The organism is Vibrio sp. KUL70, assembly GCF_059725515.1.
The window spans coordinates 37229-51413 of the sequence record NZ_AP045836.1 but is presented as its reverse complement, the minus strand read 5'-3'; the positions used below and the strand labels follow the sequence as shown (position 1 = coordinate 51413).

The following is a 14185-nucleotide window of genomic DNA, read 5'->3' as shown; positions in this document are numbered from 1 at the left end:
GATGGGCTACATTCGAGAAGCGGCTAAGGTGATAGCACCAAAATAGATTGACCGTTTCTTTCACTGAACCAAGTGAAAATAGTGTCATGTGACTGGTCAGCGAGCTATCGCTGACCTTTTTATACGTAGAATGTACTTTGTATAATTGCGTTATTAAGGATTAATTGAGCACGAGTTTCATCTGAGTGTTCAGTTTCTCTCGCAATACATCACGTTGGAATGGTTTGGGTAAATAGTCATCCATGCCGCATTGGTAGCATTTACGAATGTCATCATCGAGTACCGATGCTGTTAGGGCGATGATGTAGATTGGCTCAAGGTTATTTTTTGATTCAAATTCGCGAATAGCGTGAGTGGCATCAAAACCATCAACGATAGGCATCATGCAATCCATCAAAATAAGGTGGATGTTTTGATGGTCAGCTCGATAAATGTCTATGGCCTCTTGACCGTTATTCGCTATCACATAATCCATCGACATTTTCTGAAGGTTAATACCAACAATTTTTTGATTCACTTTGTTATCTTCCACTACCAAGGCCTTAAACCTACTCGTATCTTGAGTGGGATTGCTTGTTATATCATGACTTAGATCATCCTCGTTTAAGTTGCGCAGTGTGCTAATCAAACGGTGACCAAAAAGTGGGCTGGTCAAAAACGCAGATACGTCCAGGTGGCTTAGATCGGTTTGCAGTTTGTTATCACGAATAAAGACAATAGGGTGGTTGTTAAATTGAGCGCTTAACTTAGGATAGATCTCTGGTTGGTCAAAAATGATGATAGAATCTTCAGTAACTTGTGCAGATTCGACGCTCCCAAATACATTCACCTTAACATTGTATCGTTCAAGTTCGTTCATCAATAGTGGGTTGGGTTGGGGCGAAAGGTAAACCACCGGCGTTTGTATCACTTCCTTCTCAGGTTGTTGATCGCGAGCGAATTGCAATTCGAAAGTAAATTCACTGCCTTCACCTTTGCGTGAATGAAGTTTAATGCTCCCACCCATTAACTCGACCATTTTGGCGCAGATTGCCAAACCTAAACCTGTACCTCCGTAATCTTTTGAAGTGTCTGAATTTTCCTGTTTAAAGTCTTCAAAAATATGGCTCTGCTTACTCTCTTCAATACCGATACCGCTATCTTTGACTGAAAAGCGCAGTACTACATATTCGTCAGTTTGGTGCACTAGACCAAGAGTAAACTTGATAGAGCCGCTATCGGTAAATTTAATGGCATTAGAAGCCAAGTTCATCAATGTTTGACGAACTTTTTGCTCATCGACTTTCAGGTAATCAGGAATATTCTTTGCAAGCTCAATTTGAAGATCGATACCCTTTTGCTGAGCTTTTGGTGCAATCAACGCAGCGGTATCAAAAATGATCTCTTTTATGGCAGTGGTATGCGGACAAATTTCCAAACGACCAGACTCAATCTTAGACAAGTCTAAAATATCGTTGATCAACATTAACAGGGTTTGTGACGAAGCATTGATCGTCGCCAAGTAATCCTTCTGGATAGCGCTCAACTTAGAGTCGTTTAAAATTTCTGCCATGCCTAGAATGCCATTCAAAGGAGTGCGGATCTCGTGAGACATATTGGCCAAAAAGGCACTTTTTGCTAGATTGGCGCGCTTTTCATGTTCGCGAGAGACGATCAAATTTTTTTCTAACATCGAAATCTGTCTGGTCACATAAAGTAAGATCATTACAACGCTAAAAAACACGATTAATGAAGCCATAAGGCGATACTGTTCATACTTCGTGACGATATGATTAATGTGATTTGGCAATGTTTCGAACAGCGATTTCAGTTGAGATTCGACATTATGAATTGTAGCGCGCATCTCGCCATGTTGACCTTCATTGTGTGAGTAGCCAAATCGTTCAAACGCTTGTTGTAAATTGAAAAAGTCCTGATAGAACTGATCAAATTTTTGTTCTATCGACGGCATATTTAACGTCACGATTTTACTACGCAACCGGTTTAGATTGACTTCAATTTGTGGCAACAAACTCAGATCAAATTCGGTGAAGAATTGATACATCAGATCTTGTAAAGACAAGGTAAGCTCATCGAACTCCTTATCGTTAATCTTCACTAGAGAGCTGTCTAATGCCAAACTGCTGTCTTTCAGTCTATCCATAAAACCGCCGTTATTATGGTGGCCATGGATTGCAACCACCGACAGTGATAAGGCGGAGAATTGAGTTTGGTATTCGTCAATTAACGACATCGCAACTTGGTTATCGTATGGAGTGTTAATATCATATGTTTTGATTTTCTCGGAAATAGCATCGAGACGTTGCTGCATCGAACGGTAACTTAGCTCCATTCTTTGAATGTATTTATTGTCGACACGCGCCATAAAATCTTTCTCATGGCGGCGCATGGTCAGCATTTCGTTGGAGGCGGAAAGAATATCATTTTGTAGTGTGCGAAGTTGTGTTTTGGTTCGGTCGAGGATGTGATCGACATAGAAGAAGAGTGCTAAAAAGCCGACAACGGCAATAGCTCCTATAACCAAAGTTTTACGTATAACAGTGGATGGAGTATCGGCAGGTGCTGTCATTAACCATATCCTTATGGGTGAAACTTATTGCTTATTATCAAGTTTAAGACAGTGGTAACAAAACGGTCATCTTTATTTCTTCTAAATCGGTTGGTTAAACAGACATGGATCACAGAATAGGTGATATTTGAGTGATCTGAATGAGTTAAATAGTATTTAAATTAGAGTGATAGATACTTTTTGGTGTTCAGCCAGTGATTTTCAATGCCGGGGTTTCGGGAAACGACTTATCAGCAGTGTTTAGTTTTGCTCGGAGAAGAATTGCTTGCAGAGTCGATGATGCAAGTCATTATGATTCATGCATGGAATCGATTTGTACTCGCAATGAAGATGACTTATTCGTAAGTGTTTAAATAGTACTATCGATGACTTAAAAAGATATGCGCTCTGTTTGAGGCGTTACTTTTTAATTGGCTGTCTTCGAACTTTGTTGATTTTGCCGATCATGAAGCTCTTTAGGTATAGAAAGGTGTTCAGTCTACGCTGTTCCAGTGTATAAAGAACACCTTTAAAATAATATTATATAACGTTAATTAAAATGAATATCTCATGCCAACCATGAATTCATCTTGATCGTTGTCACCGATACCACCTTGGCCTTCATCAAGTAGGTTGATTTTATAACTTCCAAATAAAGTAACGTCATCGAAGTAACGAGCATATTCAAGGCCAACAAAATTAATGTCGAGATCTTCAATCTCTTCAGCATTAAAATAGCTGTAGGTTACGTTCACATTATTGTTGCCAAATGTGTAACCCACATAAGCGTCTGCAGATTGATAATCGGATTCAGTAACTTCATTCTCGGAAATCTGGCCACCTTGATACATTACTGCCGCCCATAGGCCATTATCGTTGACATATTTAGCGGCTAGGATATGTGCGTCAGATTTCGCCGTATCGAAATCACGACCGTAAGTTTCATCACTTGTCGCGTAGCCAATACCAAGATCAAGACCAACAGGAAGGCTATAGGCAAACACAGCACCAACCCCTGTGCTATTGTCCGACTCACTATCTGAATTGAAGTTTCCACTCAATTGAAACGTAATTCTGTCAGACGTAAAGTCATACTTAAGCACATTTTTTGCTCGGTCAGACGTTGTTACTATATATTCATTGATGTAACCACTGAATGTTTCTGCCATATCGGTCCAGTCAGTTAAATAAGTAACCGCATTGTTCTGGTGGCCATAATACACGTTACCATGACTTGTTTCTGCACCTACAAATAAGTAACGAGTGTTGATAGCGACATCATCTGTTTCGTTATTGTCAGATTCAGTCAACTCAAATTCATACTTTCCGGTGAATGCCAGTTCATCATTAACTTGTTGTTTACCTACAACATTAAGACGTACACGAGACGCATCTGAATATTGGCTATCTGATTCTTTATCTTTATTGGCTTCTGAAAAATTAGCTCGAGCTTCAACTCGCCCGCCGATATCTAGGCTTGAGTTTTCATCTTGATATACTGTTGCAGCAGTAGAGTTAAAAGTAGATAAAACAGTGGCTACCGCTAAAGCAGAAAATCTAAGCTTCATGGTTCAATAAATCCTTATTTTTATTTGATAGATATAATTATGCTAATAAAAAGGCCCAAGTCCCCTTTTAAGTTAATAAGCATAAAGTTAGGTATATGATGACAAGCTACTTGGAATATAAGTAACTTGTCATTTCATAAGCGTGTAATTAAATCAGGTTAATCTTCTTTTAAACACAAAACACAGTACATTCCGTCTTCCACTTCTGCGCCTTCCACTTCATGTTCAAATCCAGGGAATCGGCTATCCCATTCACCAAGTTTCACTAAATAGTCGATCTGAGGGCTGTCTTGCTCATCAAATTTCTCACCTGACATCATCATTGGGATACCTGGTGGGTATGGCATAACAGCATTAGCTGCGATTCGGCCATGAAGTTTGTCAGCGGGAACCAATTCAACTTGATCTTTAACAAGACGTTGGAAGGTATCACGTGGTGTAAGTACTGGCTCTGGTAGAGATGAGTACGCACGATTTAATGATGTGCCTGGATCTTCGTTCTTAATGAAGTCAAACATTTGGTCACCTAAGTCTTTTAAACCAAGGCCTGCATAGCGCTCTGGATTCTCCTTAACTAAGCTTGGGATAGCCTGTTCAAGTGGTGTATTTTCATCATACATGCGCTTGAACGTCAGCATTGTGTTGACCAATGTTGCCCATTTACCACGAGTCACACCGATGCTGAACAAGAACATCACTTGGAAATCAGTGGTACGAGTAGGAACAATTCCGAATTGACCTGCGTATGCGGTAAATAGTTCAGCGGGCACACCTGTTTCTAATAGGTTACCGTCTTCGTCCATTCCTGGAGTTAATAGGCTCACTTTAACCGGGTCAAGCATTACCCAGTTATCTTCTAAATCACTAAAGCCGTGCCATTTATCTTTTGGATCTAATCTCCAACATTTTTGCTCTGTTGATAGTAGCTCCAGAGGAGCTTCTTCAAAGTTGAACGTTTCACCTGTTTCGCTATCAGTAACTACGGATGCGTTCCATGGTTTGAAGAACCAATCGCCGTCGGCTTCATGACGTTTGTGAATGCGTCCGACAGCTTGACGGAAGCCAATCGCTTCTTCAATCGCTTCATTAGTCAGTAACTTACCGCCATTCCCGTCCATCATTGCAGATGCGATATCATTCGATGCAACAATCGAGTACAGTGGAGATGTTGTTGCGTGCATCATGTATGACTGATTAAAACGGTCATGCGGAATTGAATCACGGCCTTCGCGCATATGGATATATGATGCTTGAGACAATGCCGCTAGCAATTTGTGTGTCGAGTGCGTTGCAAAAACCGTTGGAGCATTTGGATCACCTTTTGCTTCATCACGCATTGCGAAGTGCTTGTCGTAAATAGGGTTGAAACGTGCGTAACCATACCAAGCTTCATCCATGTGCACACGTGGTGAGCTTTGACCAAGCAAGTGTTCAGCTTTTTCAGCGTTGTAGCACAGGCCATCATAAGTACAGCTTGTGAGGATAGAGTAAACAGCGCTTTTGTCGTCGAGATCTTTTGTAAGTGGGCTCGAGTTGATCTTATCTTGGATGCTTTCGACAGACATATCGCTTGCAGGTACAGGGCCAATGATGCCGTATTGGTTACGTGTTGGAACCAGATAAACAGGGCGAGCACCAGTAAGCATTAAGCCTTGCTCGACAGATTTGTGAGAGTTACGGTCGCAAATAGCCACTTCGTCTTCAACCATACACGCTTGCATAATTGTGCGGTTAGATTCCGATGTGCCACCAACTACGTTGTAAGAACGGTCAGCGCCAAATACTTTTGCAGCGTATTTTTCACTGTCTGCAACTGGGCCAGAGTGATCAAGTAGCGACCCTAGTTCTCCGCGTTCAATACCCATGTCTGTACGGAATAGGTTTTCACCATAAAAATCAAAAAATGCACGACCTACAGGCAATTTAGTAAACGCGACACCACCTTGGTGACCCGGAGCAGACCAAGAGTGTTCTTTACGTTGAGAATATTTTGCCAATGCTGATGCGAACGGTGGCAAAAGCTGATCACGATAGCGTTTTACTGCCGCAATCATACGTCCAGCAATAAAATCCGCTGTATCTTGAAGCATCCAAACAAACTCTGTTGTTTTCTTCATTACGTTTTCGTCAATCGCTTTGACTTTATCGCTGTGTGTCGCCATCAGGAAAACAGGAATGTTTTCATGACGCAGCGATAGTTCATCCAGAATCATTTTAGCTGCCGCATGGTTGTCTGCGCCGTCTTGAAGCTCCCAGTTTAAGAACACACCGTGAATAGAAGCATCTGAAGATGCTGTCGCAATGCCATCCTCAAGTGAAGTGGCGTGCGAAACGAACACATCTCGCATGTTTAGTTCTTGGATAAGAGCGCCAACATTACGAAACATGCTGGTATTTGATGAACTGTCATCAATAATAAGAACTTTACTTTTTACTGGGGTGTAACCTGTTGAAATCATGAGTAAACCTTTCTAAATACGCCGTGTGGGCGTGTTAATTAATCTGTTGTTCGGTGGGCGACATCAGCGCCCACCCTAATACTTATTTCAAGCAATATAAGCTGTAGTAACTTTCGCCCTTTTCATTGGTCTCAATCTCAACACCATGTGTGTCGTGCTCGAAACCTGGGAACTGTGAATCAAACTCTTGCAGCGCTAGTAAGTAGTCGATGACTGCAGTGTTGCTCGCTTCTACTTTCTCGCCTGGCATCATTAGTGGGATACCTGGTGGGTATGGCACAACTTGAACTGCCACGATACGGCCCACCATGTCTTTAACGGCGACTTTTTCTACGTTGCGTTTAACGAGCTGACCATAGGTTTCTCTTGGGCTTTTCACTACATCTGGTAATTGAGTAAAGGCATTGTCCATATGCTCTAACATGTCTGTTTCGACAATAGCTTGGTGCATCTGCTTAGCGAGATCTTGAATGCCCATGTCGGTGTAACGATCCGGGTTGCCTTCGACCAAGTCAGGTAGAACAACACTCAATGGCGCATTCTCATCGTAGTAACGTTTAAATTCGACTAGACCAGAAATCAGTGAGCCCCACTTACCTTTTGTTGCACCAATCGAGAACAGAACTAAGAACGAATAGGGTTCGGTCTTTTCAACGACGATGCCGCGGCTAGAGAGGAATGAAGAAACCAAGGTTGCTGGAATACCTGATTGCTCTAGCTGTCCATCAATATCCATTCCTGGTGTTAATACCGTGGCTTTGATTGGGTCTAGCATGCAGTAGTCTTCACCCAAGTCATCAAAACCATGCCATTTTTCATTTGGTTTTAAGCACCAGCAGCTTGGGTCTGTCTTAAGTTTATCGTCATCTACTTCAGTGAATGGAACACCGTCAATTTGGTCTGGTTGCCACATATCAAACCACCAATCGTTGGCGTCACGCTCTTGGATCTGCTGCTTGATGTTGACGATTGATTTGCGGAATGCGATTGCTTCGCTAATACACTCGTCTGTTAGGTATTCACCTGAATCATCCATCATTTTGGCAGATACGTCTGTCGATGCGATGATGCTGTATTGGGGTGACGTTGACGTGTGCATCATAAACGCTTCGTTAAACAGCGCTGGTTCAACGGGTACTTTGCCTGAACGCAGATGAATCATCGAAGCTTGGGACAGGGCCGCAAGAAGCTTGTGCGTTGAATGCGTGACAGAGATCGTTGCATCATCAGGATGACGTTCACCACGATGCATGCCGTAACGGCCTTCATAGAGGTTATTAAAACGTGCATAAGCGTACCAAGCTTCATCATAGTGAATACGGGGTACCGAGTTGCTCAGAATACGTGTGGTCGTCTCAACGTTGTAGCACAAGCCGTCGTAGGTTGAGTTTGTTAATGCTGCAAGGACAGGCATTGTTTGTTTATCGACAACGAGTGGGCTCTCTTCCATCTTCTGCTCAATGGCTTCTTGTGTCATTTGACGAGAAGGAACTGGGCCGATTAAACCTCGCGCATTTCGCTTAGGTACCATGTAAATAGGCATAGCCCCTGACATATTTAACGCGTAGTTAAGCGATTTGTGACAGTTACGATCAACAAGTACGGTATCGCCATCGGCAACTGCTGAGTGAAGAATGATCTCGTTACTTGATGAGCTGCCACCCACAGAGAAGTATGTGTGGTCTGCACCGAACACACGTGCTGCATTTTTTTCTGCTTCTGCAACGGGTCCGTTGTGATCATTAAGTGAGCCAAGCTCTCCAACTGAAATCGACAAGTCAGAACGCAGCATCTGCTCACCATAAAAATCGACAAATGCTTTGCCAACAGGTGTTTTCATAAATGCTGTGCCACCGGTATGTCCCGGGGTATGCCAAGAGTATTCGTGAGAGTCATCAAAGTTGACCATTGCGCCAAAGAAAGGTGGCAAGATGGTGTCTAAATAACGCTGTGCAGCAGCTTTGATACGGCCAGCAATAAATTTTGGGCTGTCTTCAGGCACATAGATGACCCCATCCATTGCCTCTACGAATTCTAGCGGAATAGTCGAAGTATGCTCTTTTGACATGCCCAGTAGAACAGGAATACCAGCACATTTTGAACGCAGTAGTTGAATCGTCTCAAGTGCAACAGTTTGGTTAGTCTGGCATAAATGCCAACTGATGATTACAGCGCTAAATGCAGGACTTGAAGATACGAATGTAGAAAATTCATTTAATGTTCTACAAACTTCAATATTAATGTTGTCTTCAACTAAATGAGAAGTAATAGAATTAATGCATTTTTCGTTTGCATTATTGTTGCTTGATTCGGCTACCAAAAGTACTGGAAATTTAGCAGCTAGTCTATCTGGTAATGAGTGTATTGACTTGCTCACTTTGACTCCTAAGTATGTTTGTATATTTCAATTGATTGGCTGGATTATGTTGTTTTTGAAATTAGAACACCACTCGCTTTTAGATGGCTTGATCCATCAATCGGGGGGTGGTGAAAATTTAAATCTCATAAAAACAACGATTTAAGCTAAGTTTTGTTGGTGGTAATTTAAATGAAATTTACTAAATGCGATTTTTGAATGATTTGGTCCATCAAAAGCGATTACACAAAAAGACGATATTTATTTAGTCTTAAAGCTCAAAGTTTAGCATTCTAGTAATATTGAGAATTGTTATTTTAATTTAGGGTCTATTTTATAAATGATTCTGTAAATTACTGAGTGACGTTATCTATAAATGAATGTATATCACTAAAACATTTAGTGAAAATGTTCATTTTAACTTTTATTTCTTCATTTCCTTTTTATAGGAAATTAATTTTAATTTTTTCTAGGAGCTTCCAATGGCTGATTCTAATAAAAAGATGACGCTTGCTGGGCTAACGACGTTAGTTGCAGTAAACATGATGGGCTCAGGCATTATTATGCTTCCATCATCCATGGCACAAATCGGTGCAGTATCATTACTTTCATGGGTAATAACAGCGGTAGGGTCAATGGCAATTGCTTACTCTTTTGCTCAACTTGGTGTGTTTTGTAACCGTTCTGGTGGTATGTCAGCTTATTCAGAAGAAGCGCATGGCAAATCAAGCTTTTTTATGGCGTCATTCCTCTATTACCTATCGCTTGCGATTGGTAACGTAGCCATCGCTATTTCTGCGGTCGGTTATTTAACGCCCTTTATTCCCTGGTTGGGTACAGGTGCCACACCGCTATTTGTCGGTGTAGTCGGTCTTATTTGGCTAACTATCGTTGCAAACTTTGGTGGTGCTCGTCTTACAGGTAAAATCGGTGCTGTTACAGTATGGGGCGTAATTATTCCAGTAGCAGGTTTGGGTATTATTGGATGGTTCTGGTTCTCTGCGGATACATTTGCACAAGCTTGGAACCCACATAACCTAGAGTTTTCAGACGCAATCGCACAGAGTATTCCACTTACCCTTTGGGCTTTCCTAGGTATGGAGTCTGCGGCTCAAAACTCAGACGCTGTAGAGAATCCAAAGAAAAATGTTCCATTAGCGTGTTTGTTGGGGACGCTAGGTGCCGCAGCAATTTATATTTTATCTACGTCAGTGATCTTCGGTATCGTGCCAGACACAGAGCTTGCAAACTCTAGTGCGCCATTTGCTTATGTATACGCTCAAATGTTTAACCCATTTATTGGTAAAATTATCATGGCGTTAGCGGTAATTGCGTGTGTAGGTTCACTACTAGGCTGGCAGTTCACGCTAGCAGAAACTGCGAAATTCACTGCAGACTTCCGCATGTTCCCTAAAGTGTTTGCGAAACTTAATAAAATGGGTGCGCCTGTGGCTGGTATGATCATCGCAGGTGTTATTCAAACTCTATTTGCAGTTTCTACCATGTCTCCCGATGCGGCAGCCCAGTTTGGCAAACTTGTCGACCTAGCAGCCGTGACGAACATTGTTCCTTACATCACATCGATTTCTGCACTTGTTATTGTCATGAAAAAAGCAAACGTGACCGGTAAGGCTTATACACTAAACATCATCTGCATGTTAATCGCAATTGCCTATAGTGCTTACGCTTTGTATGCCTCAGGTATGGAAGCCGTATTCGGTGGAATGGTTGTCATGATGGTGTCTTACCTACTTTATGGCTTCATCGCTTACCGATTTGTTGACGGCGACTCTACTAAGTCAAATGTTTAATTATCTGTATTGCGACAATACGATTTATATAAAAGATTAGGAACGTAGATATGTTTAATAAAACATCATTAACAAAAAGTGCGCTGACTTTATCTGTCGTACTTTCAGCAGCCACAAACGTAGCACTTGCTGACGATAGCAATCTCACTTTTGGTTACATTCAAGATGAAGCACCATTTTCATCACTTAATTCTGTAACTGGTCACGCCGATGGTTACACCATTGAATTGTGTCAAGCTATTGCACATTCAATGGATGTCGATGGAAACAAAGTTAACTTTGTCCCAATGACAGTCAGTGATGGCATGCAGAAGCTTGCTAATAACGAAATTGATGTGTTGTGTAGTGCGGTTATCCCAACAGCAGAGAGACGCCAGCAAGCGAGCTTTACTATTCCTGTATTCCAAGGTGGTATCAGTGCCATCCTGCGTCAAGATGCATCGCATGATCTTAAACGCGTACTAGAAGGAAAACCCGCTCACAGTGGCCCTAAGTGGCGCGCTACGATTAACCGCGGTTTAGCAAATCATACTTATGTTGTACATAAAGATACTGTTACCGAAGCTTGGGTTAGAGACCAAGTTAAGCATCTTGGTGTCATTTCTGATGTTGTTGTTGTCGACACTCATGAGCAGGGACTTGAGATGGTCAACTCAGGCGAAGCAGACGCCTATTTCGGTGAGCTAAGCTCTTTAAGCAGTGAATTAAACAAGAGTGGATTCACCAACCTAGAGTTGTCTGGTCGAGTTTATGACACAGCTCTGCTTTCACTTGCTGTTCCTCGTAACAACGATGATTTTAGATTTGCCGTGGACAAAGCGCTAAGCGATGCCTACAACAGTAATGAATTTACTGAAGTGTTTCAACGCTACTTTGGTCATCAAAACGATGACAGCCTAGAAGCTATCAAATACTTCTCGCTGAAGTAATGGATAGCCTAATTCGCCCCAAAGTTCCTGTTTTGGATTGGGGCGAATGAATCCTCCGGCGCACTCATGCACAGCACGCAAAGTGCGCTGAAGTTATTTTTACTATTGGTTTATTATTGTACAGAATTCGCCGTATTTTTTATCTAAAACTCCTTGGCGTTCAATGTAGCATCAATTCTGAACCAATCGTTTATTCAATTACTTATCAAACAAACACGACAATGACAGCATCAACACCTACCAAAACTAAGTCTCTAGGACTGTGGACCTGTACCGCTTTAATTATCGGTAATATGATCGGTTCAGGTTTCTTTATCGCACCTGCTGCCTTAGCGCCTTATGGTACCGTTGCCATAATTGGTTGGGGATTAATGGCATTTGCTGCCGTTTGTTTGGGTATGGTTTTTGCCCGCCTAGCGCGAATTGCACCTGCGACAGGGGGGCCTTATGCATACACTCGCCTTGGCTTTGGTCGTTTCACGGGCTTTCTAGTTGCTTGGGGCTATTGGATTTCTATCTGGGCATCACTGCCTGCCATGGCTGCAGGACTAGTTGGTTATATGAATAGTCTTTTTCCCGCGTTAAATGGAATCACTGGTATCAATGTGCTTATCGGCCTAGGTTCTATTTGGCTGATTGCCGCCATTAACATTAAAGGTGTAAAAGAAGCTGGCTTATTTCAAGCTGCTACTGTCTATACAAAACTGATTCCATTTATTGGGATTAGTGTTTTTGGTCTTTTTTGGGTTGATTGGAGTCACTTTGCAGTATTAAACCCAAGTGACAAACCCTTCTTCAGTGCTCTTGCTGCCACTGCGCCATTAACAATGTTCGCATTCCTTGGTATAGAATCTGCGACTGTTCCTGCGGGTGATGTGGAAAACGCTGACAAAACGATCCCAAGAGCAACTATTCTAGGTACTATCGTTTCATCTCTGGTATACATTTTGGGCACAACGGTTGTGTTAGGAGTACTCCCAAGAGAAGTGCTTATTCATTCAAGTGCACCCTTTGCCGATGCTGCCTATGCGATGTGGGGAGCAACCGCTTCAAAAATAATTTCTATTGCTGCAGTGATTTCTTCTCTTGGTGCGATAAATGGCTGGACGCTACTTATGGGACAAGTTCCGATGGCAGCTGCTAGAGACGGAGCCATGCCTAAAGTGTTTGCTAAAGCGAACAAAGCAGGTTCTCCTATGTATGGCATTTTGATTTCTGCCACTCTAGCTAGCCTATTGTTGGTGATCGACGTTTCTGGTGGTAAAGCGATGGCAACGTTCTATAACCTCATCGTGGATCTATCAACGGACGCCGCAATGATTCCTTACGTATTTTGCTGCTTAGTTGAAGGGATCTTATTTGTCAAGCGAGACAAACTTTCTCGCGTCCTCAATATTAAGCATTATGTACCTGTTGGTACGGTGGCATTTATTTTCGCTGTTGCAACTATTTATGGAAGCGGTCCTACTGCCGGTATGTGGAGCTTACTTCTGCTTATGCTAGCTGTTCCAGTGTGGTTGATCGTTGAAAAAGAGCATCATGGACTCAAAGATGCCGACTAAAGTTCACAATAAAGAGCGTCGACTTATTCAGTTTTCTATCGCTATGGGAACCATTTATACTCTAGTGGGAGTCACATGGGGTTTGGTCATTCAATCAGGCATTATTCTTTTTGATGCCATCTACTCAGGTGTTTCTATTCTGCTTTCGATGATGACTATGTACGCTTTAGCTATTATCAGTAAGGATGACAGCTTCGACGCTAAAAACATACGTAATAGCCGGTTTCATATGGGGTAAATGGCGGTTGAACCCTTAGTTAACATGGTTAAATCCTTGGTGATCATCTCTATTTGTTTGTACGGATTCGTCAGTGCCATTTTGGTACTTCAAAATGGTGGAGCTGAAAGTGCTAACGCTTTTTCTGGTGTTTACTATGGATTAATTACTGCGCTGATTTGTACCTGTAGCTGGTGTTTTCTGAAATTCGTCGGAAGAAACCAAAATGACTTAATTCAAGCTGAATGTGAACAGTGGATGGTTGATGCCATTTTTAGTGTATTGGTTGTTTTCTCTTTTATGGCCAGTTATTGGATGAACCAAATTGAAACACTGCGAGATTTCGCGCGTTATGTCGATCCGGTTTCAGTGATTGTTGCAACGCTGTACTTTATCAAGGTACCGATCAACAGGCTGCTGACAAGTATCAAAGAGCTTCTGGTTATGGCTCCAGACGAGACCCTTCAGAAGGATATTGAACATGCCTTACAACCATTTGTATCTCAATACGGTTTCACCGATTACGTAGCTAGAACGACCAAAACAGGCCGCCAGTTGAGTGTTGATGTGACGTTTATTGTCGGAGATTCGAAGTGTGATCTTGATATTCAGCAGCAAGATCAAATCCGACAAGAGATAGAACGCTGTCTTAACCCATTGAGTGATAACCTTTGGTTAGGTGTTTGTTTCACCCATGACCGCTACTGGGCATAGTCATAGGCTTGATAGCAAATT

The 14185-nt window shown here is 42.1% G+C and carries 9 protein-coding genes and 1 pseudogene; 6 read left to right on the top strand and 4 right to left on the bottom strand.

Going from position 1 to position 14185, the window contains the following annotated elements:
- Window positions 1-160: 160 nt before the first annotated feature.
- Complete coding sequence (locus AC6I7V_RS20180; RefSeq protein WP_498012533.1) at window positions 161-2569, bottom strand: ATP-binding protein; 2409 nt, start codon at window positions 2567-2569, stop codon at window positions 161-163.
- A 219-nt stretch (window positions 2570-2788) separates the two neighbouring features.
- Here AC6I7V_RS20180 and AC6I7V_RS20175 point away from each other — a divergent pair.
- Window positions 2789-2914: pseudogene (locus tag AC6I7V_RS20175) on the top strand (carboxymuconolactone decarboxylase family protein); the annotation flags it as partial.
- A 188-nt stretch (window positions 2915-3102) separates the two neighbouring features.
- Here AC6I7V_RS20175 and AC6I7V_RS20170 read toward each other — a convergent pair.
- The 3 genes from AC6I7V_RS20170 to AC6I7V_RS20160 form a co-directional block, all read right to left on the bottom strand.
- Complete coding sequence (locus AC6I7V_RS20170; protein WP_498012532.1) at window positions 3103-4116, bottom strand: porin; 1014 nt, start codon at window positions 4114-4116, stop codon at window positions 3103-3105.
- Window positions 4117-4274: 158 nt separating this feature from the next.
- Window positions 4275-6575: an arginine decarboxylase gene (gene adiA / locus AC6I7V_RS20165; protein ID WP_498012531.1), complete on the bottom strand. Its 2301-nt coding sequence runs from the start codon at window positions 6573-6575 to the stop codon at window positions 4275-4277.
- A gap of 82 nt (window positions 6576-6657) precedes the next feature.
- Window positions 6658-8952: an Orn/Lys/Arg family decarboxylase gene (locus AC6I7V_RS20160; protein WP_498012530.1), complete on the bottom strand. Its 2295-nt coding sequence runs from the start codon at window positions 8950-8952 to the stop codon at window positions 6658-6660.
- A 461-nt stretch (window positions 8953-9413) separates the two neighbouring features.
- Here AC6I7V_RS20160 and potE point away from each other — a divergent pair, with 461 nt between their 5' ends.
- The 5 genes from potE to AC6I7V_RS20135 all read left to right on the top strand — a co-directional run bounded on the left by potE (window position 9414) and on the right by AC6I7V_RS20135 (window position 14164).
- On the top strand, window positions 9414-10742 hold the full coding sequence (gene potE, locus AC6I7V_RS20155; RefSeq protein ID WP_255233006.1) for a putrescine-ornithine antiporter: 1329 nt from the start codon (window positions 9414-9416) through the stop codon (window positions 10740-10742).
- 50 nt (window positions 10743-10792) lie between these two features.
- On the top strand, window positions 10793-11671 hold the full coding sequence (locus tag AC6I7V_RS20150; protein ID WP_498012529.1) for a transporter substrate-binding domain-containing protein: 879 nt from the start codon (window positions 10793-10795) through the stop codon (window positions 11669-11671).
- 221 nt (window positions 11672-11892) lie between these two features.
- Complete coding sequence (locus tag AC6I7V_RS20145) at window positions 11893-13233, top strand: amino acid permease (RefSeq protein WP_498012528.1); 1341 nt, start codon at window positions 11893-11895, stop codon at window positions 13231-13233.
- Window positions 13223-13471 (top strand): hypothetical protein, encoded by a 249-nt coding sequence (locus AC6I7V_RS20140; protein ID WP_498012527.1) that lies wholly within the window; start codon window positions 13223-13225, stop codon window positions 13469-13471. The genes AC6I7V_RS20145 and AC6I7V_RS20140 overlap by 11 nt, the downstream gene beginning before the upstream one ends.
- Window positions 13472-14164 (top strand): cation efflux transmembrane domain-containing protein, encoded by a 693-nt coding sequence (locus AC6I7V_RS20135; RefSeq protein WP_498012526.1) that lies wholly within the window; start codon window positions 13472-13474, stop codon window positions 14162-14164.
- The last annotated feature ends 21 nt before the right edge of the window (window positions 14165-14185 follow it).

Bases quoted from the DNA above. Each gene is read 5' to 3' on its own strand.
- AC6I7V_RS20140 (WP_498012527.1), top strand. From the start codon at position 13,223: ATGCCGACTAAAGTTCACAATAAAGAGCGTCGACTTATTCAGTTTTCT.
- AC6I7V_RS20180 (WP_498012533.1), bottom strand. From the start codon at position 2,569: ATGACAGCACCTGCCGATACTCCATCCACTGTTATACGTAAAACTTTG.
- adiA (WP_498012531.1), bottom strand. From the start codon at position 6,575: ATGATTTCAACAGGTTACACCCCAGTAAAAAGTAAAGTTCTTATTATT.
- AC6I7V_RS20150 (WP_498012529.1), top strand. From the start codon at position 10,793: ATGTTTAATAAAACATCATTAACAAAAAGTGCGCTGACTTTATCTGTC.
- AC6I7V_RS20145 (WP_498012528.1), top strand. From the start codon at position 11,893: ATGACAGCATCAACACCTACCAAAACTAAGTCTCTAGGACTGTGGACC.
- potE (WP_255233006.1), top strand. From the start codon at position 9,414: ATGGCTGATTCTAATAAAAAGATGACGCTTGCTGGGCTAACGACGTTA.
- AC6I7V_RS20135 (WP_498012526.1), top strand. From the start codon at position 13,472: ATGGCGGTTGAACCCTTAGTTAACATGGTTAAATCCTTGGTGATCATC.
- AC6I7V_RS20170 (WP_498012532.1), bottom strand. From the start codon at position 4,116: ATGAAGCTTAGATTTTCTGCTTTAGCGGTAGCCACTGTTTTATCTACT.